This is a genomic window from Desulfurella sp. (assembly GCF_049977265.1).
In the GTDB taxonomy this organism is placed as follows: Bacteria; Campylobacterota_A; Desulfurellia; order Desulfurellales; family Desulfurellaceae; genus Desulfurella.
Map to the genome: position 1 here is coordinate 1 of NZ_JBMFGQ010000068.1, position 4,021 is coordinate 4,021.

The following is a 4,021-nucleotide window of genomic DNA, read 5'->3' on the forward strand; positions in this document are numbered from 1 at the left end:
ATTTCTTGAAAAGCTTTTGTATTCCAAGCCAGAGCAGTTTTATTAAACTGTCCTGGCTTGGAAAAGCTCCTTTGGTTTTTTGTAGGCTTTCTGAACTGCCTGTGTACGGATTCTATGATGTTTGTTGTATACACAATGGCCTTATTTGATCGGGGTATTTAAAGTAGTTTGACAAATTCTCCCATTTGTCTTTCCAGGATTTAATAACCGTAGGGTATTTCTTTGCCCATTTGGCTTCCAAGTTTGAGAGTTTAAACTCGGCTTGTTCTTTTGAGGAAGATTTGTAGACTAGCTTTAAGTCTTTAATAAAATCTTTTCGATCTTTTGATACGATGTATTTTAGAGAGTTTCTTATTTGTTGTATTATGCAAAAGTTTACTTTTGTGTTTGGAAATACTGTAGCTATTGCATCAATGAAGCCTGTAAAAAGTTAACTAAAATTGAGCCACAGTGGCCAGATAAATTGAGCTGCCCATGATTTTGCTTATTAATAAGTCTTTATTGTGTATTTACTTCTTAAATTATTTGGCACTATTATTCATTATTATTTTGTTGACGCCACAAATAATTATCTTAGACAAAAAAATAAAAACACACACTTGACTGCATATAGCCTTGTAAACAAACCCTATATAGCCAGTAAAATTGAAGTATTATTACAATTTTACTGGCAGGTCATTTTAATTAAGGTGGCTCAATTCTTGTTGGCCTTCCTGGCTCAATTTTAGTTGACTTAATTTTAGTTTACATTTTACATAAAACTAGCACATCAATTTAAACAATTCTTTTTGTATAATTTTTCTATTGACTTTTAGTTAAAATATAATTATATATTTATTTAATGTGAGGAGAATTAAGGAGGTTTTATGCTTAAATGGTATTTTAAAGCTAATTTGCCATTGAGAGTACTTATTGGTTTGATCCTTGGTGTTTTTGCAGGCCTTATATTAAAGGATAAAGTAATTTATTTAAAACCTTTTGGTGAATTATTTGTGAGACTTTTAAAGATGATTATAGTGCCTGTGATCATTTTAACGCTTGTTTCTGGTGCATCAAACATTGAACCTGCAAGATTGGGTAAAATTGGTATTAAAGTATTTATTTATTACTTTATTGCACTGGCTTTTGCAACTACAATAGGATTATTAGCTGGTAACATTTTTGCTCCTGGTGTCGGATTAAACCTTCAAGGCTCTCACCCTATAACATTAAAACACCTTCAAGCGCCATCTATTATCGATGTTTTACTTAATATTGTACCTACTAATTTTATTGAAGCTATGGCTAAAGGTGATATATTACCCATAGTATTTTTTAGTTTATTATTTGGCATTGCTTTGGCTTTTGTTAGAGATAGCAGCAATGAAAAATTGAAAGCATCTGGAGAAACGCTATTTCAAGTATTCCACAGTTCTACAGAAGTAATTTTTAAAATGATAAGGTGGATATTAGAATATGCGCCCATAGGTGTTTTTGCATTAATGGCTTACACGATTGGGACAGTAGGACCAAAAGCAGTAGGACCGCTTGCTTATGTAGTTTTAGTTGTATATATAGCGCTAATATTCCAGATTATTATATTTTATGGTGGCACGCTAAGTCTATTAAAAGTAAATTTCTGGAAATTTTTGAAAAAAGCTCAAGAACCATTTTTGATGGCATTTACAACAAGAAGCTCCGATGCTACACTGCCTGTTACAATCGCTACAGCTCAAGAAAAGATGGGCATCTCTGAAGCAGTTAGCGCTTTTACGTTACCGCTTGGTGCAAAATTTAATATGGATGGTACAACCTTATACGAAGGTGTATGTGCTTTGTTTGTAGCTCAAGCTATAGGTCTTCACTTAACTTTAACACAACAGCTGATAGTTATATTAACAGCAATTTTAGCCTCAATTGGTACAGCTGGTGTACCTGCAGCGGGCGCTATTATGCTACTTTTAGTATTAAATTCCGTTGGCTTAAAAGTAGAACCTGGAAGACCAGAAACACTTGCCTATGCCATGATTTTTGGTATCGACGCCTTACTTGACATGGCAAGAACTGCAACAAACGTTCTTGGTGATCTAACTGCCACTACATTTGTAGCAAAGCTTGAAAATGAAATAGATATGTCAAAATGGAATTAAAAGCAAAAATTGTAGGCATTATAGGTGGCATGGGTCCGCTTGCAACGATAGATTTATACTCAAAAATTATTAAACACACTAATGCAAAAAATGATCAAGAAAATCTGCATGTAGTTATTGATAGTTACGCTCAGATACCAGATAGAACCAAATACTTAAAGGGTGAAGGAGAAAATCCTTTGCCTTATCTTTTAGAATCTGCGAATAATCTAAAAAAAGGTTTTAACATTGATGTTTACTGCATGCCATGTAATACAGCACATTATTTTATTAATGAATTAAGAAAAAATATTGATAAGCCTTTTATAAGTATTGTTGAATCTGCTTTTAATGAAATAAAAAGATACCATTTTACCAAGTTAGGAATTTTAGCAACAGATGGAACATTACTTGGCAGGGTTTATCATGATTTTTTTGAGAAAAACGGTGTAAAAATTGAAAATTTTGATGAAACCACGCAAAGCTTACTCATGAAAGCTATATACGATGTGAAAGCAAACTCAATAAATTCCGGGATAGAAACATTTAATAAAGCTTTAAGTAATATAGTAAAAAACAAATTTGATTTATTGATTGCAGCATGCACTGAAATTCCTATCTTGATACCATACAAACAAGAGCACATTCAAATAATTGATGCCACGGATTGTTTAGCAAAAAATGTTGTAAAATTTTGTAGGGAGTAAATATGCTCTTATGTAACAAATGCGGAAAAAAATATTCAATGAATGAATCTGTCTGGCAATGTGAATGTTCTGGTTTATTGGACATTGATTTTAAGGCTATCCTTAATTTTAATGAAATCAAGAGAAGACCACCAACAATGTGGCGCTATAGAGAAGCTATACCTATAGAAAATGATATCAATATAGTTTCTTTTAATGAAGGTTTTACGCCTATTGTAGATTATTCAACTAGTTCTGGTAATGTTTTATTGAAATTAGATTATTTTTTTCCAACAGGCTCTTATAAAGATAGAGGAGCCAGCGTTCTTATAAGCAAAGCAAATGAAATTGGTGTGAAAAAAGTTATTGAAGATTCTTCTGGAAACGCAGGATGCGCAATAGCTGCTTATTGTGCAAAAGCGAAAATAGAATGTGAAATATATGTACCGCAAGATACATCCATTGCAAAATTAACGCAAGTCAAAGCATATGGTGCTAAACTAAATATAGTAAATGGAAATCGCCTACAAACTGCACAAAAAGCCCTACAAGATGCAAAAAATACTTATTATGCAAGTCATACTTACAACCCATTCTTTTTTCAAGGTACAAAAACACTTGCTTTTGAGGTTTTTGAGCAATTGAATGACTCGATTCCAGATTACATTTTTATACCAACGGGCAATGGAACCATGTTCATTGGTGTTTATTTGGGGTTTATGGATCTTGCTCAAAATGGTTACATAGATAATCTGCCAAAATTAATTGCTATTCAATCCGAGAATTGTGCGCCAATTTTTAAACAATATAAAGAAAACTTAAAAGCGCCACAAAAAGTCGAAGAAAAATACACATTAGCAGAAGGAATTGCTATTAATGAACCTATTCGTTCAAACCAAATCATAGATATTATAAAAAAGACTAATGGAGATGTAATAACAGTTAATGAGCAAGAAATCAAAGATGCTTTAATTCGTTTATCTTTGGACGGTTTTTATATTGAGCCTACGTCTGCCAGCGCTTTAGCTGGTTTTTTAAAATACAAGCCGTGTGGTAAAAGTTTAGTTGTTTTAACTGGATTTGGGTTAAAATCAAATGACAAGATACAAAAAATAATTAGTGAATTTATGTAAATTTAATTCCATCATTTTATCAATAATAACTAATTGAGGAAAGCTTTTTAAAGGAGGCAACAATGACTTTTCAAAATGAGGCAGCCTGGTCTTC

3 protein-coding genes and 1 pseudogene are annotated in these 4,021 nt (G+C 32.4%); 3 read left to right on the plus strand and 1 reads right to left on the minus strand.

Translation table 11 applies throughout. From position 1 onward, the window contains the following. Positions 1–424: pseudogene (locus ACP5FO_RS08455) on the minus strand (transposase); the annotation flags it as partial. 442 nt (positions 425–866) lie between these two features. Between ACP5FO_RS08455 and ACP5FO_RS08460 the strand changes: the two are divergent. The 3 genes from ACP5FO_RS08460 to ACP5FO_RS08470 are packed head-to-tail and all read left to right on the plus strand — an operon-like array spanning position 867 to position 3,927. Beyond that, positions 867–2,129 (plus strand): dicarboxylate/amino acid:cation symporter, encoded by a 1,263-nt coding sequence (locus ACP5FO_RS08460; protein WP_428110823.1) that lies wholly within the window; start codon positions 867–869, stop codon positions 2,127–2,129. Next, complete coding sequence (locus ACP5FO_RS08465) at positions 2,120–2,815, plus strand: aspartate/glutamate racemase family protein (RefSeq protein ID WP_287006442.1); 696 nt, start codon at positions 2,120–2,122, stop codon at positions 2,813–2,815. The genes ACP5FO_RS08460 and ACP5FO_RS08465 overlap by 10 nt, the downstream gene beginning before the upstream one ends. A gap of 2 nt (positions 2,816–2,817) precedes the next feature. After that, the gene (locus ACP5FO_RS08470; RefSeq protein ID WP_287006444.1) at positions 2,818–3,927 is read left to right on the plus strand and encodes a threonine synthase; all 1,110 of its coding nucleotides are present in this window, start codon (positions 2,818–2,820) and stop codon (positions 3,925–3,927) included. Positions 3,928–4,021: the final 94 nt, after the last annotated feature.